The sequence below is a fragment of the Hydrogenovibrio kuenenii DSM 12350 genome, assembly GCF_000526715.1.
In the GTDB taxonomy this organism is placed as follows: domain Bacteria; phylum Pseudomonadota; class Gammaproteobacteria; order Thiomicrospirales; family Thiomicrospiraceae; genus Hydrogenovibrio; species Hydrogenovibrio kuenenii.
Genome location: NZ_JAGP01000001.1, coordinates 1,446,003 through 1,469,061, shown reverse-complemented (window position 1 = coordinate 1,469,061; position 23,059 = coordinate 1,446,003). Strand labels below are relative to the sequence as shown.

The 23,059-nt window shown below is 44.8% G+C and carries 20 protein-coding genes; 13 read left to right on the top strand and 7 right to left on the bottom strand.

Going from position 1 to position 23,059, the window contains the following annotated elements; translation table 11 throughout:
* Positions 1 to 78 precede the first annotated feature (78 nt).
* The 11 genes from N745_RS0107025 (at position 79) to N745_RS12280 (ending at position 15,230) form a co-directional block, all read left to right on the top strand.
* Entirely contained in the window at positions 79 to 1,491 is a 1,413-nt protein-coding gene (locus N745_RS0107025; RefSeq protein ID WP_407636472.1) for an ABC transporter substrate-binding protein, read from the top strand.
* A gap of 178 nt (positions 1,492 to 1,669) precedes the next feature.
* Positions 1,670 to 2,668: an ABC transporter permease gene (locus N745_RS0107020; protein WP_024851415.1), complete on the top strand. Its 999-nt coding sequence runs from the start codon at positions 1,670 to 1,672 to the stop codon at positions 2,666 to 2,668.
* A 35-nt stretch (positions 2,669 to 2,703) separates the two neighbouring features.
* On the top strand, positions 2,704 to 3,498 hold the full coding sequence (locus tag N745_RS0107015) for an ABC transporter ATP-binding protein (protein WP_024851414.1): 795 nt from the start codon (positions 2,704 to 2,706) through the stop codon (positions 3,496 to 3,498).
* 54 nt (positions 3,499 to 3,552) lie between these two features.
* Entirely contained in the window at positions 3,553 to 4,818 is a 1,266-nt protein-coding gene (locus tag N745_RS11835) for an NAD(P)/FAD-dependent oxidoreductase (RefSeq protein WP_051453388.1), read from the top strand.
* Between the two features lie 10 nt (positions 4,819 to 4,828).
* On the top strand, positions 4,829 to 7,393 hold the full coding sequence (gene nirB / locus N745_RS11830; protein WP_245595670.1) for a nitrite reductase large subunit NirB: 2,565 nt from the start codon (positions 4,829 to 4,831) through the stop codon (positions 7,391 to 7,393).
* Positions 7,394 to 7,463: 70 nt separating this feature from the next.
* The gene (nirD, locus tag N745_RS0107000; RefSeq protein ID WP_024851413.1) at positions 7,464 to 7,787 is read left to right on the top strand and encodes a nitrite reductase small subunit NirD; all 324 of its coding nucleotides are present in this window, start codon (positions 7,464 to 7,466) and stop codon (positions 7,785 to 7,787) included.
* A 242-nt stretch (positions 7,788 to 8,029) separates the two neighbouring features.
* Positions 8,030 to 10,861 (top strand): nitrate reductase, encoded by a 2,832-nt coding sequence (locus tag N745_RS0106995; protein WP_051453387.1) that lies wholly within the window; start codon positions 8,030 to 8,032, stop codon positions 10,859 to 10,861.
* Positions 10,862 to 10,879: 18 nt separating this feature from the next.
* Complete coding sequence (cysG, locus tag N745_RS0106990) at positions 10,880 to 12,334, top strand: siroheme synthase CysG (protein WP_024851411.1); 1,455 nt, start codon at positions 10,880 to 10,882, stop codon at positions 12,332 to 12,334.
* A gap of 3 nt (positions 12,335 to 12,337) precedes the next feature.
* Positions 12,338 to 13,330: a glycosyl transferase family protein gene (locus tag N745_RS0106985; RefSeq protein ID WP_024851410.1), complete on the top strand. Its 993-nt coding sequence runs from the start codon at positions 12,338 to 12,340 to the stop codon at positions 13,328 to 13,330.
* 60 nt (positions 13,331 to 13,390) lie between these two features.
* Positions 13,391 to 14,611 (top strand): molybdopterin molybdotransferase MoeA, encoded by a 1,221-nt coding sequence (locus N745_RS0106980; RefSeq protein ID WP_024851409.1) that lies wholly within the window; start codon positions 13,391 to 13,393, stop codon positions 14,609 to 14,611.
* On the top strand, positions 14,601 to 15,230 hold the full coding sequence (locus N745_RS12280; protein ID WP_024851408.1) for an NTP transferase domain-containing protein: 630 nt from the start codon (positions 14,601 to 14,603) through the stop codon (positions 15,228 to 15,230). Before N745_RS0106980 ends, N745_RS12280 begins: the two co-directional genes overlap by 11 nt.
* Here the strand turns inward: N745_RS12280 and N745_RS0106970 are convergent.
* From N745_RS0106970 to N745_RS0106960, 3 genes are all read right to left on the bottom strand, one after another.
* A complete protein-coding gene (locus tag N745_RS0106970; protein WP_024851407.1) occupies positions 15,227 to 16,438 on the bottom strand; it encodes a multidrug effflux MFS transporter in 1,212 nt (403 codons plus the stop codon). The two genes, N745_RS12280 and N745_RS0106970, sit on opposite strands and share 4 nt — an antisense overlap.
* Positions 16,439 to 16,558: 120 nt before the next feature.
* Positions 16,559 to 17,101: a hypothetical protein gene (locus N745_RS0106965; RefSeq protein ID WP_024851406.1), complete on the bottom strand. Its 543-nt coding sequence runs from the start codon at positions 17,099 to 17,101 to the stop codon at positions 16,559 to 16,561.
* Between the two features lie 194 nt (positions 17,102 to 17,295).
* Positions 17,296 to 18,648, bottom strand: a complete 1,353-nt coding sequence (locus tag N745_RS0106960) for a Y-family DNA polymerase (RefSeq protein ID WP_024851405.1) — start codon at positions 18,646 to 18,648, stop codon at positions 17,296 to 17,298.
* Between the two features lie 143 nt (positions 18,649 to 18,791).
* Here N745_RS0106960 and N745_RS0106955 point away from each other — a divergent pair, with 143 nt between their 5' ends.
* Positions 18,792 to 19,460, top strand: coding sequence for a LexA family protein (locus N745_RS0106955; RefSeq protein ID WP_024851404.1), 669 nt, complete (start codon positions 18,792 to 18,794; stop codon positions 19,458 to 19,460).
* A gap of 20 nt (positions 19,461 to 19,480) precedes the next feature.
* On the opposite strand, the gene N745_RS0106950 is transcribed toward N745_RS0106955, so the two are convergent.
* From N745_RS0106950 to flgA, 4 genes are all read right to left on the bottom strand, one after another.
* The gene (locus N745_RS0106950) at positions 19,481 to 20,068 is read right to left on the bottom strand and encodes a PilZ domain-containing protein (RefSeq protein WP_024851403.1); all 588 of its coding nucleotides are present in this window, start codon (positions 20,066 to 20,068) and stop codon (positions 19,481 to 19,483) included.
* Positions 20,069 to 20,179: 111 nt separating this feature from the next.
* Positions 20,180 to 20,662, bottom strand: a complete 483-nt coding sequence (locus tag N745_RS0106945; RefSeq protein WP_024851402.1) for a flagella synthesis protein FlgN — start codon at positions 20,660 to 20,662, stop codon at positions 20,180 to 20,182.
* A gap of 19 nt (positions 20,663 to 20,681) precedes the next feature.
* On the bottom strand, positions 20,682 to 20,993 hold the full coding sequence (gene flgM, locus N745_RS0106940; RefSeq protein WP_038071171.1) for a flagellar biosynthesis anti-sigma factor FlgM: 312 nt from the start codon (positions 20,991 to 20,993) through the stop codon (positions 20,682 to 20,684).
* Between the two features lie 111 nt (positions 20,994 to 21,104).
* Positions 21,105 to 21,875 carry a flagellar basal body P-ring formation chaperone FlgA gene (gene flgA, locus N745_RS0106935; RefSeq protein WP_024851400.1) on the bottom strand — a complete coding sequence of 257 codons (771 nt, stop codon included), beginning with the start codon at positions 21,873 to 21,875 and terminating at the stop codon, positions 21,105 to 21,107.
* Positions 21,876 to 22,038: 163 nt separating this feature from the next.
* On the opposite strand from flgA, the gene N745_RS0106930 reads away from it, so the two are divergent.
* Entirely contained in the window at positions 22,039 to 23,010 is a 972-nt protein-coding gene (locus tag N745_RS0106930) for a chemotaxis protein (RefSeq protein WP_024851399.1), read from the top strand.
* The last annotated feature ends 49 nt before the right edge of the window (positions 23,011 to 23,059 follow it).

Here is a 23,059-nt window from a genome sequence, read left to right as displayed (position 1 = left end):
CGTAAAGGCAGCGAAGTCTTATAGGCGAATCAGGCAAGACATGTGGAACAACCTCAAAAGGAAATGGAAATGGCAAAAATGAACATGACATCGAAAATGTTGAGTCGCAGAAACTTTTTTAAGAAAACGACTCTAGCTGTCGCTGCAGCAATGTCTTTATCTAGCATCGCATATGCACCGCTTTCTTATGCTGCGGATAAAGTAGGGCCACCAGAAAAAGAAGATTTGAAGTTCGGCTTCATCAAGCTAACGGATATGGCACCTTTAGCAATCGCCTACGAGAAAGGTTATTTTGAAGATGAAGGTCTATATGTCAGTTTAGAGGCGCAAGCCAACTGGAAAGTACTGCTAGATCGCGTTATTGATGGTGAGTTGGACGGTGCACACATGTTGGCAGGTCAACCCATTGCGGCAACCATCGGTTATGGTACGAAAGCGCATATTATTACGCCTATCTCAATGGATTTGAATGGTAATGCAATCACAGTTTCCAACAAAACCTGGGCAGCAATGAAAAAGCATGTGCCAATGAAAGATGGTAAGCCGGTTCACCCAATCAGCGCCAGTGCGTTGAAGCCTGTGGTGAAGTCCTATAAAGATGCCGGTAAACCTTTCAAAATGGGGATGGTATTCCCTGTCTCGACGCATAACTACGAGTTGCGTTATTGGTTGGCAGCCGGTGGCTTGAACCCTGGTCTGTATGCACCTCAAAAAGGGGATACCTCAGGAACCATCGGCGCGGACGTTTTGCTATCGGTCACGCCTCCGCCTCAAATGCCAGCTACCATGGAAGCCGGCACGATTGAAGGATACTGTGTGGGAGAACCATGGAACCAACAAGCCGTATTCAAGGGCATTGGGGTGCCTGTGATTTCAGATAACTCTATTGAAACCAATAACCCGGAAAAGGTCTTTGGTCTAAGAGAAGATTTTTATGAAAAATATCCAAACACCACCATTCGTATCGTTAAAGCAATGATTCGTGCAGCCTATTGGTTGGATGAAAATAACAACAAAAACCGCCCAGCAGCAGTAAAAATCTTGTCTCAGCCGAACTATGTTGGTGCGGATTACAAAGTCATTGCCAACTCGATGACCGGCACATTCGAGTATGAGAAAGGAGACAAGCGTTCAGAGCCTGACTTCAACGTCTTCTTCCGTTACAACGCAACCTACCCTTATTATTCAGATGCCATTTGGTATATGACGCAGATGCGTCGCTGGGGACAAATTCCAGAGTATAAGCCAGATAGTTGGTATCAAGATATGGCGAAAAAGGTTTATCGTCCAGACATCTATAAAAAAGCTGTTGAATCTTTGATTGCAGATGGTGAGATGAAGAAGTCTGACTTCGATCCAGCTGTGTTTAAGACGGATGGCTATCGAGGTGTTCGTAACGACTTTATGGATCACATCCCATACGATGCGAAAAAACCAAATGCTTATATCGACAGTTTGAAGATTGGTTTGAAAGATAAACAAAAACCTTAATCTCTATTTTTTACTTAACAAGGTACTCAGTTTTGACATTGTTCGGAAGCATTGCGAAAACACCTAAGCTTCCTTAACAGATAGGTAACCGATGACTCGCTACTACTATCGGACAATCTTCTTGATGTGTTAGACCGAACAATGTCTTTTTTATTAACTTATTCAAAGGTGAATGCATATGAATCCACTTAAATGGTCTTTTATTGAGCCGGTTTACAAGCTCATTATCGGAGAGGATCGCAAGGGACAAATCAATGCGATGATTCGTAGTATCGGTTTGCCTCTCGCCGGTATTTTAATTTTCTTGTTGATTTGGCAAGGAGCCTCTTCTCACATTCACACCTCTTTAGGTCAATTTCCCGGGCCGGTTCAAACTTTTCAGCAGTTCGAAGCTTTGCAAGATGAAGCCAAGGTTGCAGCAAAAAAGGAACAGGCTTTTTACAAGCGACAAGAAGTTCGTAATGAAAAACGTTTGGAGAAGAATCCTGATGCCAAAGTACGCATTAGAGAATATGTTGGGCCACCGACCTTTTTCGAACAAATCGGTCGCAGTTTGATTACGGTCATGAGTGGTTTTATTTTGGCCTCGTTGATCGCGATTCCAATTGGTATTGTTATAGGGCTGAGCTCAAACGCTTACTCTGCGATGAACCCATTGATTCAAATTTTTAAACCTGTCTCTCCGCTGGCATGGTTGCCTTTGGTAACGATGGTGGTATCTGCAGTTTATACTTCCGATGATCCTATGTTCGACAAAGCATTTTTGAACTCTATGTTTACCGTTTTGCTCTGTTGTCTATGGCCAACCATTATCAATACAGCAGCAGGTGTGGCAACAGTCACGCAAGACTTGAAAAACGTTAGTCAGGTATTGCAGCTGAGTTGGTGGACGCACGTTCGCAAGATCGTTTTACCTTGTTCAATTCCTATGATGTTTACTGGGCTACGTATTTCTTTAGGGATTGCTTGGATGGTATTGATTGCCGCAGAAATGTTGGCGCAAAACCCAGGCCTAGGCAAGTTTGTTTGGGATGAATTCCAAAATGGCAGTAGTAACTCCTTGGGGCGCATTATGGTGGCAGTGATTGTCATCGGTATTGTCGGTTTTATTCTTGATAGAGGCATGTTGATGTTACAACGAGCAGTCTCGTGGGATAAGTCGGTTGCACTTCGCTAAGCGCTAAATTGAATTGAGTTTAAAGGAGAAAAAATATGTCAGAAGTTCACTTAGAACTCACCAATGTAGGAATAGAGTTTCCCACGCCTAAAGGGGCATTTAGAGCCCTGCAAGGCGTAAACCTAAAAATTGAACAGGGAGAGTTTATCTCACTTATCGGTCACTCAGGTTGTGGTAAATCTACCGTAATGAATATTGTCGCTGGTTTGTATGAGGCCACCGAGGGCGGAGTGCTGTTGGATGGTAAAGAGGTGAATTCCCCAGGGCCAGAAAGAGCGGTGGTGTTTCAAAACCATTCCTTATTACCTTGGTTAACGGCTTATGAAAATGTTGAATTGGCAGTGGATCAAGTGTTTAAAAGGAGCAAAAGCTCAGCAGAAAAGAAAGAGTGGATAGAGCATAACCTGAAGTTGGTGCATATGGATCATGCGATGCACAAGCGCCCAGATGAAATTTCTGGTGGGATGAAGCAACGTGTTGGGATTGCGCGCGCGTTGGCGATGCAGCCAAAGATCATGCTGATGGATGAGCCCTTCGGTGCTTTGGATGCATTAACTCGTGCGCACCTTCAAGACTCTTTGATGGAAATTCAGAAAGACCTGAATAATACGGTGATTATGATTACGCACGATGTAGATGAGGCGGTTCTACTCTCTGATCGTATCATCATGATGACCAATGGTCCTGCGGCGACAATTGGTGAGATTTTGAAAGTTGAGTTGGATCACCCTCGTGATCGTTTGGCCTTAGCGGATGATCCTCAATATAACCACTATCGTTCGGAAGTGCTTCGATTCTTGTATGAAAAACAACGCAAAGTAGAGCATTAAGAAAAAAGTGCCAATAGCTTAGTTCACCAAAGCTGGGAAATTAAGGTTAAAACCATGACACAGAAATTAATTTTAATCGGAGCAGGTATGGCGGGAACGCGTTTCCTTGAACACCTACTCAAGTTGGAACAGGAGGCATCCATCGATGGACGCTTTCCTGATGCACCAGCCTATGAAATTGAAGTGTTTAATCAAGAGCCAGTCGGTGGTTATAACCGCATTATGTTGTCACCCGTGTTGGCAGGTGAAAAAACGTTGTCCGATATCATGACTCATGATGAAGCTTGGTTTGAACGGCATGGCATTCATATTCATATTGGGAAGCAGATTTCTAGCATTGATGTGAAAGCGAAACGCTTAACTACTTTTTGCGGTGAAACCTATTTTTACGACAAGCTTGTGATTGCCACAGGGTCAAAACCATTCATCTTGCCGATTCCTGGAGGGGATTTACCTGGCGTGGTGAGTTTTCGCGATACGCGAGATGTGGAAACGATGATTTCTGCGGCCAAAACACAGCAGCAGGCCGTGGTGATAGGAGGTGGTTTATTAGGGTTGGAAGCCGCCTATGGACTGTTGAAACGCGGCATGAAAGTCACGGTAGTACATCGTAGTAATGTGCTGATGAACATGCAGATGGACGAAGAAGCAGGGCAGTTGCTGAAGCGCAAATTGGAAGCTGGTAATGATGAAATACCTGCCATGCGTTTCAAGATGGGGGTGAATACGGTCGCTATTGTTGGGCAAGATCAAGTTGAGGCCATTCGATTTGATGATGGCACTCAAATCCCCGCGGATTTGGTGGTGATGTCGGTGGGCATTCGCCCTAATACCCAATTAGGCAGCGATGCAGGATTGGACGTAAACAGAGGGATTCTCGTCAACGATCAATTACAGACTTCGAATCCTAATGTCTATGCGTTAGGAGAGTGCACGGAACACCGAGGAGAAACCTACGGATTGGTTGCACCGCTTTATGAACAAGCTCAGGTGCTTGCCAAAGTGCTGATGGGGTTCGATTCAGATTATCAAGGTTCTCTGACATCAACCATGTTGAAAGTGACAGGCATCAACCTGTTTTCGGCTGGTGATTTTAAGGGAAGCCCTGAGCCAAGCCGAGAAGGCGAAAAAGAAATTATCGTTTTTCGAGATAGGGCGCAGCAAATCTACCGAAAACTGGTGTTGCAGAACAACAAGCTGATTGGGGCGTTGCTATTTGGTGATGTCACCGACGCCAACTGGTTATTCGACAAACTTAAAGCCCAAGTGGATATTAGCAATTTAAGAGATACCCTGATTTTCGGTCAGGGCTATGAATGAGGACAGTCAAATGGACGCAGATAAAATGAATGCTCACAAACCCAAGGTTATTGTGGTTGGTAACGGCATGGTTGGACATAGTTTTATTGAGAAACTGGTCAAGAGTGAAGCTTACCAGAGTTATGATGTCACTGTTTTTGGCGAAGAAAGCCGTTTGGCCTATGACCGTGTGTATTTGTCTTCCTACTTTTCAGGCAAAACGGCCGAAGACTTGTGTTTAGTGCCGCCAGGGTTTTATGAAGACAACGGTGTGCGCATCATTCTGGGCGATAAAGTGGTTAGCATTGACCGAGCAAATCAAACGGTCACGTCGGAAAAAGGGGAAACCTTGTCTTATGATCGCTTGGTGTTGGCAACGGGTTCCTATCCGTTTGTGCCACCGATGGAAGGCAATGATCGCGACGGCTGCTTAGTCTATCGAACCATTGAAGATTTAGACGCGATTCAGTCAATGGCGGCCAATAGCCGTTCAGGCGTGGTGGTTGGTGGTGGCTTGCTTGGCTTGGAAGCGGCCAAGGCACTTAAAGATTTAGGGTTGCAAACCCACGTCGTCGAATTTGCGCCACGATTGATGCCGGTGCAATTGGACGAAGGCGGTGCCGCACTTTTGAAAAGAAAGATAGAGAATCTTGGCGTTAAGGTGCACACGCATAAGGCAACACAGCGTATTGTCCAAGGCGACACACATCTCAATCGCATGGAGTTTGCCGATGGCGAATCTTTAGAAACGGACATTGTCTTGTTTTCTGCTGGAATTCGTCCGCGTGATGAATTGGCGCAGCAATGTGGCTTGGAAATGGGCGCGCGTGGTGGGATTGTCATCAATGACCTTTGCCAGACGTCTGACCCGTTGATTTATGCAATCGGTGAGTGTGCGTTGCATGAAGGCATGATTTACGGATTGGTGGCACCGGGCTATGCCATGGCGCAAGTGGTGGTCGACCAATTGAACCTCAAACAAAATGCCTTTACGGGTGCTGACATGAGCACCAAATTGAAATTAATGGGCGTGGATGTCGCCTCGATTGGCGACCCACATGGCAATGATGAAAACGCTTTGTCTTACGTTTATGAAAACGGCCCTGAAGAAATCTACAAGAAAATCGTTGTCTCGCCCGATGGCAAAAAACTATTGGGTGCAGTCTTGGTAGGCGATGCCGACGACTTCGGTAATCTGCTGCAATTGATGTTGAATGATATGACGTTGCCGGAACATCCTGATGCTTTGATTCTACCGAATCGAGATGGCAGCGCCTCTGAATTGTTCGGCCCTGATGCCTTGCCGGATACCGCTCAATTATGCTCTTGTTACGATGTCAGCAAAGGCGATGTGATTCAGGCGGTTGATGCCGGATGCCAGACCTTGGCAGATATTAAGTCGGAAACGCAAGCCTGTACCGGATGCGGTGGCTGTACGCAATTGGTGACGAATGTTTTGAATAGTGAGCTGATCAAGCGTGGTGTTGAGGTCAATACTGACATCTGTGAACATTTCTCTTTTACCCGTCAGGAACTTTACCACTTGTGTCAGGTCGAAGAAATCCATAGTTTCGATACCTTGTTGGCTAAGCATGGCAAAGGTCATGGTTGTGCCGTTTGTAAACAGGCAGCCGGTAGTGTTTTCGCTTCTTTATGGAATAGCTACGCGTTGGAGTCTGACAAGATTCCTTTGCAAGACACCAATGACAACTATCTGGGCAATATGCAGAAAGACGGCACCTATTCCGTTATTCCTCGTGTGCCGGGTGGGGAAATCACACCGGACAAGTTGATTGTCTTGGGAGAAGTTGCGAAGCAATACAAGCTTTACACCAAGGTCAACGGTGGTCAACGCATCGTGTTGTTCGGTGCGCAGATGAATGATTTACCGGATATTTGGAAAACCCTGATTGATGCAGGGTTTGAGTCTGGGCAAGCCTATGCAAAAGCCTTGCGTACGGTGAAGTCCTGTGTCGGTTCGACTTGGTGTCGTTTCGGTGTGGATGATTCTGTCACCATGGCGATTGATATGGAAAACCGATACAAGGGATTACGCTCACCGCACAAAATCAAAATGGGCGTTTCAGGTTGTACGCGCGAGTGCGCCGAGGCGCAAGCGAAAGACATAGGCGTAATTGCCACCGAAAATGGTTGGAACCTTTATGTGTGTGGTAACGGTGGCATGAAACCTCGCCATGCGGATTTGCTTGCTACCGATTTGACCAAAGATCAAGTCTTTAAGTATGTCGACCGTTTGTTGATGTTCTACGTCAAAACTGCGGACAAACTGCAACGTACCTCTGTCTGGATGGAAAACCTGGAAGGTGGTTTGGATTACTTGCGTCAAATCGTGATAGAAGACTCGTTGGGTATTGGCGATGCCTTGGAAGCGCAAATGGCAGGCATTAGAGATACCTATGAGTGTGACTGGAAACGTGCCATTGAGTCGGATGAGTATCGCAAACGCTTCCGTTCTTTCGTCAACAGTGAAGAGAAAGCAGAGCAGTTATTTGTATTGGAACGTGGGCAGGTTCGCCCTGCGAATGAGTCTGAAAAACTTAGCGGCATAGCTGTAGAGGTTAAAGAACTGGTTTAACGTGATACCCAGCCTGGCAGATTTTAAAAATCTGCCAGGCTGGGTAAGGAATTAAATGTAGGAAAAGACAATGAGTGAGTTTTTACAGGTGTGTTTAGTGAGTGATCTTGTCAAAGATGCTGGGGTCGCTGCTTTGGTCAATAACAAGCAAATCGCATTGTTTTATATTGACGGACAGGTGTATGCCACGGATAACTTCGATCCAATAGGAAAGGCGAATGTGATGTCGCGAGGCATGACTGGAGACAGACAGGGAGTATTGACGGTTGCCTCTCCATTGTATAAAGAGCATTACAGCTTGATTAGCGGAGACTGTTTGGATAAAGAGGGTATTTCTCTGCCGGTATATCCAGCACGCGTTGTCGGTGAAAAGGTTGAAGTGGCACTTGATTAGGGTGTTTCCAAAATGGTGCTGACTTGGTGCAAAAGCTGTATTTTGGTGAATTTTTGTGTTCACTAAGAGACTGTTTTTTGGGCTGAAAAATAACCTATTTAATTGAAATAAATAGGAATTTCCAGTGTTGGAATAAAACCAGCTCTATTAGTAGAAAGTTTAAGTTAAGAGTTATGAGGCTCACTTAGTCGTAAGGCTAGGTGGGCCTTTTTGCGTTTTAAGGCGCTGTAAAAGGACAAAGTATGTCACTCAGACAAGCAATTGAACAGGTGAATCAACCTAGCACAGTTAAAACAACTTGCCCCTATTGTGGTGTGGGTTGCGGTATCGATGTGACGCCTAGCAATGGTGATAGTGCGGCACAAGTAAGAGTGAAAGTTGCCGGTGATAAGTCACATCCGGCTAACTTTGGGCGCCTGTGTGTAAAAGGCTCGGCTACCGGAGAGACACTTGATTTTGAGGGCAGGATGTTGGCACCACAAATCAACGGTGAGCAGGTGGATTGGGAAACAGCGCTGACAGAAGTCGCGCAACGTTTTCAGCAAACGATTGCCGAACATGGGCCGGATAGCGTGGCGTTTTATGTTTCAGGGCAGTTGTTGACCGAAGACTACTATGTTGCCAACAAGTTGATCAAAGGGTTTATCGGCACAGCGAATATCGATACCAACTCACGTTTGTGTATGGCTTCTGCGGTGGTGGGTTACAAGCGCGCGTTCGGTTCAGATACCGTGCCTTGCAGCTATGAGGACTTAGAACAAGCCGATTTGATTACGTTGGTCGGCTCCAATGCCGCTTGGGCACACCCGATTGTCTATCAGCGCATAGCTGCGGCAAAAAAAGCGCGTCCAAATATGAAAGTGGTGGTCATTGACCCACGACGCACAGCAACCTGCGATCTTGCCGATATTCATTTGGCATTGCGTCCAGGTATGGATGCGGCTTTGTTTAATGGCTTGTTGAAGCATTTGGTCTCAAACAACGCGATGGATTCTGACTATATCGAACAGTTTACCGAAGGGTTCGAGGATGCTTTGGCTGCGACAGACGGGCAAAACAGCATCAAGTCTGTCGCTGAACAATGTGATGTGAGCGAAGACGATTTAGCACAATGGTTTGCCTGGTTTGCAGAGCAAGCTAAAGTGGTGACGCTCTATTCGCAAGGGGTGAATCAATCTAGCAGCGGTGTGGATAAATCCAATGCAATTATCAACTGCCATTTGGCCGGAGGCAAAATCGGTTATGAAGGTGCAGGTCCTTTTTCCATCACCGGGCAACCCAATGCGATGGGAGGGCGTGAAGTCGGCGGCCTGGCAAATCAGTTGGCAGCGCACATGGATTTTACGCAGCCTGAGAATATCGAACGGGTTAAGCGCTTTTGGCAGGCATCAAACATGGCTCAGCATGAAGGCTTGAAAGCAGTTGATATGTTTCAAGATGTTGCAGACGGCAAGATCAAAGCGATTTGGATTATGAACACCAATCCTGCGGTTTCCATGCCTGATGCCGATGCGGTCAAAGCTGCGCTACAGGCGTGTGAATGTGTGGTGGTTTCTGACTGTATGCAAAGTACCGATACCACCGAGGTTGCGGATATTTTGCTGCCTGCGCTCACTTGGGGGGAAACGACCGGTTCGGTTACCAATTCCGATCGTACGATTTCGCTTCAACGACAATTCATGCAAGGACCAGAAATGGCAAGAGCGGACTGGTGGCTGATTTGTGAAGTGGCGAAACGAATGGGGTTTGCGTCAGCATTCGATTATGCCTCTGTAGCAGAAATTTTTGATGAGCATGCGCGTTTATCGGCTTTTGAAAATGGTACAAGTCCTGACCAAGCATTACGTGATTTTAACTTATCTGCATTGATAGGGTTGGCCGAGCAGGATTACCTTAATCTGAAACCTATTCAATGGCCTGTGGTAATGAAAGATGCGCAAGGCAACCCTCAAGGCACCAAAAGAATGTTTGAGGACGGGCTGTTTTTTACCCCAAATCGAAAAGCGCGATTTATTCCGATAACGCCAATGCCGCCTAAAACTCAGCCGACGACAGAGAAACCTTTTGTTTTTAACACGGGGCGAATCCGTGACCAATGGCACACCATGACGCGTACCGCCAAGACCGGTAAATTGATGGCGCACCGTGACGAACCCTATTTGTCTTTACACCCCGCAGATGCCGAAGCGCTTGGTTTGCAAACAGGTGGACTGGTTAGGGTTTCAAATGAACTGGGTGTGTTTATCGGTCGTGTCGAAATAACGGACGCACAAAGACGAAAAGAAGTCTTTGCGCCAATGCACTGGACGAATCAATACACCAGCCACGGTAAAGTCGATATTTTGGTTGCGCCAAATGTTGACCCTTTTTCAGGTCAGCCTGAGTCCAAACATTCGGTGGTGAAGGTGGAAGCGTTTGAGTCGCGCTGGCAAGCAGTGGTTTTGAGCCGCACGGCATTGGATATGTCGCAAGTCAGTTCACAGCTGATGGCTGGAACCCAAACCACCGATGAGCTTTATTGGGTGAAAATTAAGGGGCAAGGTTTTTTTCGCTATGAATTGGCGGGCAGTTTTGGGCTTCAAAATAATTTACAGGCGTTTCAAACACTGTTGATGCAATCCGAACTCAGCAGCGATAAGCAAACAAACGATTTGGACTGGATGGAATATGAAGATGCAAACCGCAAGCAAATCCGTTTGGCATGTCTGTCCGACAATCGCTTACAGGCTGTGATGTTTATTGCGCCAACGCCAGAAGACAAAACGGCAATGGATGGCAAGCCCTGGCCTTTATTAAGCCGTGATTGGTTGGGCATGATGTTTGACCAAAATGAAGTGCTTGGTATGGAAAGACGTAGTTTGTTGGCAGGCAAAGCAAGTGGCGCCAAGGATGTCGGCAAGATGATTTGTTCTTGTTTCAGTGTCGGCTTCAATACCATTGTCGAGGCGATTCAAACCAATAACCTGACATCGGTGGAAGCCATTGGTCAGGCACTTAAAGCGGGTACCAATTGCGGCAGTTGCGTACCGGAACTACAAGAAATTTTGACTCAAGTCACCGAGTTGGTGGACTGAACGATTTGGAGGTGTGATATGGATTACTTACCGATTTTCATGAATATCAAACAGCAACCTTGCCTGATTGTTGGCGGTGGTGTGGTTGCTGCACGTAAAGCGGATTTGTTTATTCAATCCGGTGCACAGGTGACGGTGATAGCGCCAGCCTTAAAGTCCGAGATGCAATCTTTTTTGAAACAAGACAAAGTGACTTGGCATCAAGGGGTGTTCAGCCCAAAGGTGGTGGCAGAAGTTTTCGGTGAGCAGTTGCCGAAGCTGGTGATTTCCGCAACGGACAATCAGGCGGTGAATATTGCGGTGTATGAATATTGTCAGTTGACCGGTATTCCAGTGAATGTGGCAGACCAAACCGAGTATTGCGATTTTATTCTGCCAGCGATTGTTGATAGAGCACCAATGACGATTGCGATTTCAACCGGAGGTCGTTCTCCTGTGTTGGCGAGAGTGATGAAAGCGAAATTGGAAACGATGATTCCGCATGGTTTCGGTCGCTTGACGGATTTGGTTGGGCGTTATCGCGATAAGGTCAAAGCAACAATATCCTCCATTGAAGGTCGTAAGGCATTTTGGGAAAGCTTGTTGGATGGCTTGTTTATCGACAAGGCCGTACATGGTGCAGCGGGTGAGGCAGAGGCTTTATTGGATAAGAAGCTGACTCAAGATAGTGCGTTTGAAGAAGAGGTGGCGGGCGAGGTTTATGTGATAGGCGCAGGGCCAGGTGATCCAGAATTGATGACTTTTAAGGCACAACGTTTATTACAACAAGCAGATGTGGTGTTGTACGACCGTTTGGTGTCGCCAGAGATTGTCGAATTGGCGCGTCGTGAAGCCGAACGCGTTTATGTCGGCAAAAAATCCAAACACCACGCAGTACCGCAAGAAGACATTTGTCGCATGATGATCGTTTATGCTAAGCAAGGTAAAAAAGTGGCGCGTTTGAAGGGAGGAGACCCTTATATCTTCGGGCGAGGTGGAGAGGAGATTGAAGCTTTGGCAAAAGAAGGGGTCGCCTATCAAGTGGTGCCCGGCATTACTGCTGCAGCTGGGTGTGCAGCTTATGCCGATTTCCCGTTGACGCATCGTGAGTTTTCTCAGTCTGTTGCATTGGTGACAGGGCATCAGCAAGAGGGTGGACAAGCGATAGACTATGGTCGATTGGCGCACTCTGGTGATACGATGGTTTTCTATATGGGAATCAAGAATGCACCGAAAATCCAAGCGGGGTTGATTGCTCATGGCATGAATCCGCATACGCCTGCGGCCATTATCGAGCGAGGAACTTGTGCCGACCAGAAAGTGACGGTGAGTTCGCTTGGTAAACTGACCGAAACCATCGCTAAGCAAGCGATTAAGCCACCGGCATTATTGGTGGTGGGTGAAGTGATAAAGGTGCGTGAACGCATCCAAAACGCCAAACAATTTGTTCAGCAAGCAGAGCAAACCCTGTCATTGCGAAAAGTGGCGGTTTAAAACATGAGCGTTTCAGATCATCCATTCAGCCACTATCTGCGTATTTTGGGCAAGGGACCGAAAAGCCGTCGTCCTTTGACCGAGGAAGAAGCTTCGGATGCGTTGTCGATGATTTTGGCTGGAGATGTGACGGATAAACAATTGGGCGCGTTTCTTTTGCTGATGCGAGCCAATGGTGAAACCCCGTCGGAGTTGATTGGTTTTGTTAAAGGTCTACGTAAAACCTTGGGGTTGGAATCTACGGAGGACATGAGCGTCGATCTCGACTGGTCCTCCTATGCGGGCAAATGGCGTTATCCACCTTATTATCTATTGAGCGTCAAACTGTTGGTGCAGAACGGCTTCCGTATCTGTTTACATGGTGATGATGGACAGTTTAATAATCGCCATTATGCGCAATCCTTTTTGGAGGATCTCGGGGCTTATGAAGCCAAGACACTTCATGCCGCCAAACAACATCTTGCTAATGGCGAGATGGTGTACTTGCCGTTGACGGCCTATGCCCCTCAGTTGCGGGATATTCTTCATTTAAAGTCGGAGTTGGGGGTACGTACCGTATTTAACACAGCAGTGAAACTGTTGAATCCGTTGAACGCGCCTTGTGCGATACAAGGTATTTTTCACAAGGGCGTTGAGAACCTTCATCATTCGGCAGCGCTGGCACTGGGAACACCGAAGAACCTTGTGTTTAAGGGGGAAGGGGGTGAAGCGGAAATCCGCCCGGATGCCTTGACGAATTTGTTTGTTTCGCGAGATGCTCAACCTACTGAAGCGCCTGAATCTATTGCCTTCAAAGGCATTATCGAACGTCAAACCAGACCGAAAAGCTGGGAACCGAGCGATGTGATGCGTCTATGGCGTGGTGAAGGCAAGGATATTTATGGCGAAGGCGCGGTGATTGCCACGACGGCATCGGCATTGATGTTGATGAAGGATTTACCGATTGAAGATGCGGTTGCACAAGCCCGTGTGTTTTGGCTTAACCGACAGAATTAACAAGATAAATACCCCAGCCTGGCAGATTTTTGGCGGGGTGGAAGAAAGTGAGGTGGCGTTATGTTGCAGAAAAACCCGAATAGCTTGAGTGCCTATGATGAGGTGAAAACATTGGTGCTTTCCAAAATTTTACCGCTTCAACAAAGTGAGGCAGTGCCATTACATGCTTTGGTAGGCAGGGTGTTGGCTGAAGAATTGGTTTCACCGCTTAACTTGCCTAGCTGGCCGCAAAGCGCAATGGATGGATATGCTTTCTCAAGCCTTGCTGATAGCTGTTTGTTGCCAGTAGTGGATTGCCTCTATGCCGGCCAAGAACCTAAGATGGTTTCTCCCAATAACGCAGTAAGAATTATGACGGGTGCATTACTACCCGAAGGCTTGGATACGGTCATTCCCTTTGAAGAAGCGATGCTCCAAACCGATAAGGGAATGGATCAGCTTTTAAGACCCGAGCATTTGAAGGTAGGACGACACGTCAAGCCAGTTGGTTCGGATGTTCAGTTCGGCCAGGCTTTACTGAAAAAAGGGCATAGAATCACCGCGAGAGATATAGGTTTGATGGCTTCGATCGGTCTTACCGAGGCGAAGGTGGTGCGTAAGCTCAAAGTCGCGATACTGACATCGGGTGATGAATTGCTGCTACCAGGCCAGCCATATAGTTTGGGCAAAACCTACGATGCCAATAGTGATCAAATTTCGGCTCTGTGTTCGACTCTGCCCGTTGAGGTGGTTGCTTGTGACAGGGTATCCGACGATATTGAAACGGTTGCCCAGGCCTTGTCGCATTGGTCTGAGCAAGTGGATATTGTCTTAACGTTAGGCGGTGCATCCGCTGGGCAGAAGGATTTTATTAAAACGGTGTTGTCATCTTATGATGAATCTTGGTTTTGGAAACTGGCGATGAAACCGGCAAAGCCATTTGCCATGGCTCGTAAAAGTTCAAATTCGGCTTGGGTATTGGCATTGCCAGGAAATCCGCTGGCCGCGTTTATGAGTTTTCATCTATTTGTTTTGGGTGTCATCAAAAAGCATTCAGGGCAAGCGAGTTGGGCGCACAGTCCGTCAAAGGTTAGGTTGTTGTCCCCCTTGTTTTCGGATAAAGATAGAGTTAGGTGGATTCAGGTTGTTAAAACCCCAGATGGCGTTGTGCCAATCCCTAATGTCTCTGCGAGTCAGTTAGCCGTTTTATCCGGTGCAACTGGGTTTGTGCGATTACAACCAGAGATTGATTATCGGGAAGGCGTATGGGTGGATTACTGGGGGTACGGTTGTGCCGAGTAGTTTACCCAATATAGGTATCATCATTCTTGCGGGTGGAGAAGGTAAGCGTATGGGCGGTGTTGATAAGGGCTGGTGCTTATATCAAGAAACACCGATGATTGTCCAAGTGTTGGGCGCTTTGGAAACGCAATATCAATCCTTGTATGGCGAAGATGCTAGCCGCCCATTTTTTATTAGTGCTAATCGAAATCTGTCGGATTATCAGGCGTTGGACTACCCTGTGATTTCCGACAAACGACCAGGGTTTTGTGGCCCTTTGTCCGGCATAGAGTCTGTTTTCAATGCAGGGCAGGTTCGAGCACTAAAGATTGATCGTTGGATAACTTACCCGGTTGACTCACCAATCGTTCCGCAAGACTACCTTGAGAGAATGGCATTGGTCAAAAGTGATAGGTTCGGTGTTTGGCGAGCAGGCAGTCGGTCACACTTTGTTAACCTATCATTGCCATCTGGCGTATTGCCGGAAATAACGCAATATTTGAATTTTGGTAATCGTTCTATTAAGGGTTGGTTAACACCACGCTCACAACAAACAGATTTTGTTTCGTCACTGTCTGGGTTGAGTGACGATCAAACCTCCAGTTTTTTGAATCTAAATAGTCCATCGGACTTGGCTTAGTCTGGAATCTTTATCGGTTCCCGAACTTTTGCCAGCAACAATAGGCTGAATAAGCTGATTAAGCTCATCAACAGCGTAAAGCTTGAGATTCTTTGTAAGGTGCCGTTATGCAATTCACTCATGACCACACCCATAATGCCGCCGAATCCAAAGATGCTGGAGCTGATCAATCCATTTGCCGTGCCGGATACATGAGGAAAGAAGTCCATGTAGCTTGCCAGAATATTCGGCGTGATGGCGCCCAGCAAACCAATAACGAAAAACATTAACAGTAGAACGACAAAAACATTCGGCGTGAACACTGATTCATAACCAATTAAGATCAATGAAAAAATTGATTGGGCAATGATAACGCCTAAAACGATTTGTCTGGGTTCATAGCGTTTGAGTAGGCCGATATTCACTCGGTTGAAGAAGATAACCCCTAAAACGACCAAGCCGAAATAGAACGGAAAAGCTTCAGGGCGTACGTCGAACAATTCCATATAGATGAATGGGGACTCGGAAATATAGATGAAGAGTATGCTGCTCGCGAAGCCTTGCGCTAGCAAAAAACCGATACCGCGTTTATGGGTGAGCACGATTTTATAGTTGCTTAGCAGGGTGTTCCAAGGTTGTTGTTTATTGGCTTGTTTGCGCTCGTTGCTAACGGTTTCGGGTAATGTAATTTTCACTAGAAAAAATAGTAGGGCGGCATAAAACGCCAAGAATAAGAATATGCTGTGCCACTGGCTAAAATGCAGAATAAGAGAACCTATGCCGGGGGCTATCAAAGGAGCGATGAGCATCACGAGCGCAATCATTGAAAATACTCGTGCGCTGTCTTTTCCTGAGAACAAGTCTCGAACCATGGCGGAGGCGACTACGGTGGCGAAACCTCCACCAAGGGCTTGCATGGCGCGAATCCAATAGAGTTGGTCTATATGATTGGCAAAAGTCATTAAGAGTGAGGCGATAAAAAACACGCTTAGACCAATCACGGCAATTGGTTTTCTGCCAAATCGATCAGATAAAGGGCCGCCGATAAGTTGCCCAAGTGCAAAGCCGATCAAGAACAATGGAACGGTTATGCTGACTTCATTCAATGTTGCTGTCATTTGGCTAGCGATAGCGGGCATAGCGGGTAAGTAGGTGTCGACCGAGAAGGGGGTTAATGCGACCAAAGCACCTAAACGTGGTGCCAAGTATTTTGCGGTCAGATGCGACATTCAGCGTTTCCTAAGTTAATGTTCCTGAGTTATGGGCAGGCAGCCCAGCAAGCTTTCTGGGAGAAAAGAAGTCGCCAGTTTAGTGCAACTAGAATGTCGCGTCTAGTCTAGCGAGGAGGATTATGATGTCTGCGGCTGATCAAGTGCGCCTATACGAGCAACTTCATAACTACCTGTTTCCGTATCTAATTGATAGATATTGAAGTTGGTATCTAAATCAAAGTCTTTCGTGCGGCTGGCATAGTTGGTTGAAACACTGCCTTCCGGTGAGTGAACACGGTGAAAAACGTATGGATCCCAGCCAAGAATGGCGGCACCATCGTATATTTTCTGTCCATCGTGGTAAATGGCGTTTGCTGTGACTTCAAACTTTTCAACTTGGCCGTGTTTGAGTGAGTAGAGCTCAACAAGGCGCCTGCCATTGTGGACGACCAGTTTATCCTCTTGGTCGGTGTGCATGTACCAATACCAGGTATCATCGCCATCAATGAGTGGGCTTCGACCATTTGGGCCATGTACCACAAGGTCTATACCCGATAAGCCATCTAATATATTGTCGATGCTAAAGAACTGGACGTTTGGTGTGCTGCGTAAAGGTGATAAAGGCTGAATGAAACAAAGGTTTTCGATATAAGTTTGGCGAGCGGGAGGTTCTACTTTCATATTAATTTAACCATCTTCGTTGGTATGATCATGGGATAGCGCTGAACTTTGTGAAATCTTGTTGTCATCACAATGTTATTGTGCCGAATAAGCTAGCTAATAAACATATTCACCTTTAAATTAAACAACCGGTGGCGAAAAATCAAGACTTTAAAGTTCATTATCTTTAATTTGTCACAACCATGGGCAAAACATTAGACATATAGGGTTAAAAGCTCATTCCAATGGGTAGTATAGCGCGAAGACATCTGTTGACGCTTCATTTGCCAAGTGGTTTTGTTTTTAATGCCTTCGGAGAGTAGATAGAGGCTTGTTTTGCCTAATTTTTGATTGAGTTCATCCGAGAGCGTGACCATTTTGGTGATTTTTTGTCGGTATTCTGTGTCGATCTGAGGCAAGAATAAATCAGCCTGATAAGAAAGGTTGTTTGTGATTTCCGAGAGGATGGTTCCTGCTTTATGGTAAGCATATCCGGGGCGCCATATTTTTTGTAACCCTGCTTTTGCTGCTTTTGCCAGCAAAATGGTATTGTTGGTTGGGTAGTCAAGAGGTAGGGTGATGGATGGACAATAAGATTGTGCCTGTTTATTAAAGGGGCTGGTCTTAAAATAAATGGTTAGAAGTTGGCTGGCAGACTGTTGCTTGCGTAGCTTACGTGATGCGATGGCAACATGAGAAATCAATGCTTGCTCCATGTCTTTTCGGTTAGTGACCAGTTGCCCGAAAGAACGAGAAGAAATAATCTGTTTTTTACTGTCTGTTTCGCGGGTTTTTAAGCATGACTCACCATTGAGCTCTCTGATGGTACGTTCTAATGTGATGGAAAAGGCTTTTCTAGCATGGTGTAATGGCATGTTTCTTAAATCTTCGACGGTATGAAATCCTTTGTTTTTTAGCTGGCTTGTTAGTCGACTACCAATACCCCATACTTTGCCAATATCGGTTTTTTGGCATAGATGGCGTTGTGTGCTTTCAGATAGGTCAGACAGGTTTAATACGCCTCGATAATAGGTATATTGTTTAGCCCAGTGATTTGTTAGTTTGGCGAGTGTTTTTGTTGGTGCTATACCGACGGCAACGGGGAGATGTAACCATTGAAAGACGGTGTGTTTAATGTCGTGCGCCAGTTCAGTGAGATGGGAGGAATCCATGCCTGAGAGATTTAAGAAACTCTCGTCGATGGAGTATATTTCTTGTTGAGGTGCGAATTGTGCAGTGACCGCATGCATGCGGTTTGACATATCCGCATAAAGTTCATAATTTGAGCTAAAAACCGCAGTATGATATTTTTCTAATAGGTCTTTTACTTTAAAGTAAGGTTGGAACATCATGCTATTAGGCTTAGCAGCTCGAAAGCCATGAACACCTAGACCTTGGTGATGAGCGTAAGTGGAAAAATCAATTTGCTTTGCTTGTGCATTGGCCGACACGATACAACCGTCGTTGTTAGATAGTACGACGACGGGACGCTTCCATAAAGACGGATTAAACGCCATTTCACAAGACGCATAAAAATTATTGCCATCAATTAGTGCAAACATCGACATAAGGATTAACAACTAAGTAGGGTTTCATAAAAATTTAAAAAAGAGTAACTTGAAAGATGTTACACTATTTTAAAAAATTGAAGTTGTTTAAGCGCAAATAATTTAAAAAAATAATAATAATTGGTCTCATCAAAGGACTAGATATGGCAACACGTACTCCTAAATCTACAAAAAACCAAAAAGCGACCACAAGTGATTCTTCTAAAAATACGCATGGCGGAGCTAGAGAAGGTGCAGGGCGTAAAAAGGGTAGTGGCGTTTATGGTGAAGCCACCAAGGTGATGCGGGTGCCGGAGTCTAAAGTCAGTTTGATTAAAGACTGGCTGGAAGGTTTGACGGATAGCGAGCAGCAGATGGAAGTGCTTTCAGCGTTCCAAGATGCAGCAAAAGGTACAGCGAGTGTTCAGATTCCTTCAGCAAGCGAACCGGTGCCTTTACCTTTGTATAGCCATAAAGTTGTTGCAGGCTTTCCTAGCCCAGCTGACGACTATGTTGAAATGGTACTGGATCTTAATGAGAAATTGGTGCGAAACAAGGCAGCCACTTTTTTATTAACCGTTCAGGGCGAGTCTATGAAAAAAATCGGCATCAAAGATGGTGATATTTTAGTCGTAGATAAGAGTTTGACGCCAACAGACGGTAAAATCGTTATTGCTGCCGTGGATGGAGAGTTGACGGTTAAACGTCTTTCAATTAAGTCTACGGGTACTTGGTTAGTGCCAGAAAATGATCATTATCCACCGATATTAATTCGTGAAGAGTCTGATGTGGTGATTTGGGGGGTAGTGACCTCAACCATCTCTCTGCTTTGATAGAGAGATGGTTATAGTGGTTATGCATTCTTGGTTTTAGCAGTACCGCGTTGCTGATTGGCAGCCTCTATTTCCTTGGTTTGGATGAAGTAGACCAGTTTACGTCGATCGTCTTCATTCAGCCCTTGGTATTCTAAAGCAACAGTAAAAGTCCCATCTGATTCAGGAATGACTTTTACAATGTTACATCTTGCTAAGACAGGCGGTTCTTCTGGTAGAGGTTGGATTAGCACGTCAACTTTATCTGTTTCGCTCACTGGTCCTTCTACTTTAAAAGCCAATCCACCAGCACTAATATTGACCATTCGATGAGGAATGGTTCGAGTAAGTTGTTTCTGGTCTATGGTTTGTAAAACGAAGTTAATTTTACTGTTCATTGCAGTTAATGCTTTAGCCAGCAAATTACTCTTTTGGTTGATTTGCTCAATAATTTCCGCAATTTGTTCGTCCAATCCTTGCAGATCTTGCATGAAATATTTTTCAATATAAGTCGCATCCGGAGATATAGGAAGTGGACTTTCGATACTCTCTTCTTCAGAAATGATGTGATAGCTACAAGGTAGCATGACATCAATTCTAAAAAAGGAACGGTTGTTTTGAGAACTCATAATTCAATCTCTATTCAAATGGTTGTAATAAGTTTACAAATTAATTACTTAAATGAAAGCATTAATTACGCCAAAAGGTTTTTTTATAGACGTTTTAAAAGTGATGGGAGCTTATGCTTTGCCAATAGGTTTGGTTGGTGTCGGCGGGGTTGAGGCATTTCCTGAGGCATTATAGGTTTTATTTTCTAAATCCTGACCTTTAAAAATTTGTATAAGTGTTTCATTGAGTGAATTTAGCGCCTGGACACTTAAGCCATTGACTGTATTTTTATCATTGCAGGTAATTATTTGTTGATCTAGAGTTTCAAATTGTTCTTGCAAAGCTTTTGGTAGGGTGCTGAAGCTATCCAACATCATAAGTTCTTTAATAGACATGTGGTCATCAGAAAGTAATGAAGTTAAAGTGTTGAATTGTTCAGAAACGAGCTCGGATAGTTTATGTTTTTGCTTAACAATGTCGGTAAGGGGGGAAATGTCGGTAGATTTAAGGGTTTCAGTTTCTTGGTCTAGAACAGATTCAAAGTCAGTCAATGACTTAGACAGATGATTTAGTTGTAGGGAAAGGACTTCTAAATCAACTGTCTTAAATGTCATTTAAATTTACCTGTCATGTTTAGGCTTTATTACTATTTCCTAGCAATACTTCTGTTTCAATCAACTTGGCTGCAACTTGATCTGGGTTGACACGAAAAGTACCGTCTTTAATTTTTTGTTTAAGCTCAGCAATTCGTGCACTATTGTCAACAGAAGATGATTTCGCTTGCTGTTCAAGCGCTTTAATATCTTTTAAAGTCGATAAAGTAACTGTATCAGCAGATTTGGGTGCCGATTTCGCATTGTTTGTAGCTGTTTTGTCTGCATTACCAGATGAAGTTTCAGTCAAACGACCGCTTAGTCCACCGGCTGCTAATCTTTTAATATCCATAGCTTTTTCCCTACCGAGTTGAATCCATTTTAAATGAGACATATTTAGTTTTCTAGTCTTTTTATCGGCAGACTTAGAATAACTTTAGTAAAAACATTGTTTTTTTAAGCTTTATGGCACCCAAACTGTGTTGGGAGCAATAACTATGCCTTTTATGATTTTTTTAGAAGATGTGTTGCGAACGGGAATTTGTTGTTGATTCGTTCCGCTTTCGAGTGCAACGCCTTCTGTTTCAACTTTAACAGTGCCAGCATAGGTTACAATCTTTATCGGCTGATTTTTAAAAACTAAATAGGGCGGTTGTAACATTTTTACAGTAATAATGGAGTTTGGTGCAATTCCTCTTTTTGATCGCATGCCAATAACGCCTTTAAGGTGTTTCATTGAACCCCGTCTAGCTTGTTTGAAAGGAACGTAAGTAAGTTGTACTTCCGAGGATTTGATTGTTGCTCCTCTGATGATGCCTCGAACGGCAATAATAACCGGCACCTCGCCATCAATATTTGCCGTTACGTAGAGTTTCCACTCAGGATTGCTACAGCTGAGTTTAAAACTCATTCTGCCTGCAAATTTGTCAGGCGTTTTATCTTCTAGATCAATAGGTGTTAGGCATTTTCCCAGCTGTAATCTATTACTAATGGGGTTAATCGCTATTTGCGGGTTCTTTAAATGTTGGTCAACTTTTTGCTTTACGAAGTCGTGTACCAGTTTTTCCAGACTTTCTGACGATTGATAGTGAGGAACTTCTTCAGACGCAAAAGCGTTAACAGGAAGGGTTGTAGCAAGTATTAATGAAAATAGCGGTACTTGCAGTAAACGGCAAAAAGCAGGAATTAAGTTAAAAAACTGGAATGGATAAGAAAGGATTTTTCGTGTTATCAAAATAGGCTCTGAGTTGGTCTTGGGTTTTGCTTTGATTGCACTGAATTTTTCAGTTATATTAACTGAATTGAAATCAATTTTCTCGCTTTTCGTTCTTGCGCAAGAAACGGCGTGTTAATGTTAAGAGAATTGTATTTTAGCAGATGAAAAAAGGTGGCTTTAAATGTCTAGTTTTCTAAAAGGGGTTGACCAAAGAACATCTCTAGCGGGAATGAACCGCATGGAGTTGCTGTTGTTTAAAATTCAGGGTGAACAGTTATTTGGAATAAACGTATTTAAAGTTCGCGAGGTGATTCGAACACCTTTTGTTTCCCCTGTTCCAAAATCTGATCCTCGAGTGGTAGGGGTCGCAGATATTCGTGGGCAAACCATGCCGATGATTGATTTGGCAAAAGCATTGGATCTTCCTTCTATTCCTGCTGATAAATATAGCGATAGCTTAACCATCGTGACGGAATTTAACAGTTCTGTTCAAGGGTTTTTAGTTGAAGATGTTGATCGTATTGTGCATTTGCGATGGGAAGATATTCTGCCGCCGCCGGATTCATTACAGAACGTCAATTATCTGACAGGGATTACTCGTGCTCAAGATCGAATCGTTGAAATTGTCGATGTCGAAAAAGTGCTAGCCGAAGTGTCTGGGCGTCAAGAAGAAATGTCTGATGAATTCTTGCAAGCCAATCAGGGTAAAACTGAAGGGCATGATTTCTTTGTATTGGGTGCTGATGATTCGACTGTAGCGCGTAATCAGCTGAAAGTGACGCTGGATAAGTTGGGCATCGCGAATAAAATTGTTACGAATGGCCGTATTGCGCTGGATTTCTTGAAAAAGTGGGCTGATGATGCAGATAAGGGTATTTCTTCTCCTGTAGGACAACGTGTTTTGATGGTTATTTCTGATATTGAAATGCCAGAGATGGATGGTTATACCTTGACGACTAACATTCGTAAAGACCCTAGAATGAGTGATCTTTATGTTGTCTTGAGCTCATCATTGAGTGGTGGCTTTAATGCGTCGTTGACTGAAAAAGTTGGCGCGAATAAGTTTATGTCGAAATGGCACCCTGAAGAGTTGGCGCAAGCGATTATTGATCGAATCGATGAAGTGAAAAATGAGATTGAAAAGTCTGCTTAAGAAAAAGCAGTATATATTTCAGCTTAATTATTGTTGTAGGTAAAGGCGG